Source organism: Catellatospora coxensis, assembly GCF_016862635.1.
GTDB lineage: Bacteria > Actinomycetota > Actinomycetes > Mycobacteriales > Micromonosporaceae > Catellatospora > Catellatospora coxensis.
The window spans coordinates 1-644 of the sequence record NZ_BONI01000218.1 but is presented as its reverse complement, the minus strand read 5'-3'; the positions used below and the strand labels follow the sequence as shown (position 1 = coordinate 644).

1 protein-coding gene is annotated in these 644 nt (G+C 70.2%); it reads right to left on the bottom strand.

Translation table 11 applies throughout. The annotated features are described in order from the left end of the window. The coding region (locus tag Cco03nite_RS42105; RefSeq protein WP_373314472.1) for a replication initiator at nucleotides 1-633 on the bottom strand (633 nt) is incomplete at its 3' end. Nucleotides 634-644: the final 11 nt, after the last annotated feature.

Below are 644 nucleotides of genomic sequence, written 5' to 3'. Positions count from 1 at the left end.
AAGGTGGTTCCAGACGACCTGGTGCTGATGGTCGTAGCAGTCGAGGCACAGCGGTTGTCCGAGCCGGTGGTCGGTGTCGCCGTGTACGGCGTTGCAGGACAGCGGCTTGCCGTGGACGCAGACGGGTCGGTCGCGTCGGACGCGGCAGGGCTGGGGCTTGTCGTTGCGCACGACGCGGGTGTGCACGACCCCGAACGACGGCGCGGTCAGGGTGACGAACACGGCCGGGTGGGACACGACCGTGTCGGGCACGCCTTTGCCGCCGGCGAGTCCGGCTTTGATGAGTTGGTAGGTGTCGTAGCGGTAGGTGGTGGCGCAGGCCGGGCACAGCGTCGCGATCCGCGTGCCGCACGGCTTGTAGAGCACGTTGTCGGGAAGCGTGTCGGTGGAGAACCGCTCGATCACCGCGCCGGTCGACGCGGACACGGTGAGGACTTCACCACGCAGGCGGACCGGGCGGGTGCAGCCGCGGGCGCGGGCGGCGGCATCCAGCCACCGGCCGAAGCCGGGTTTGGCGGCGCGCTCCAGCAGTCCGAGGCGTTCGGCATCGGCGGGGAGTTCGTCCAGGCCCATCATGTCGGCCAGGAGGTGCCCGGCGAGGGTGGTCGGGCTGTTTTCGGGTGCAGTGATCACAGGGCACCTCC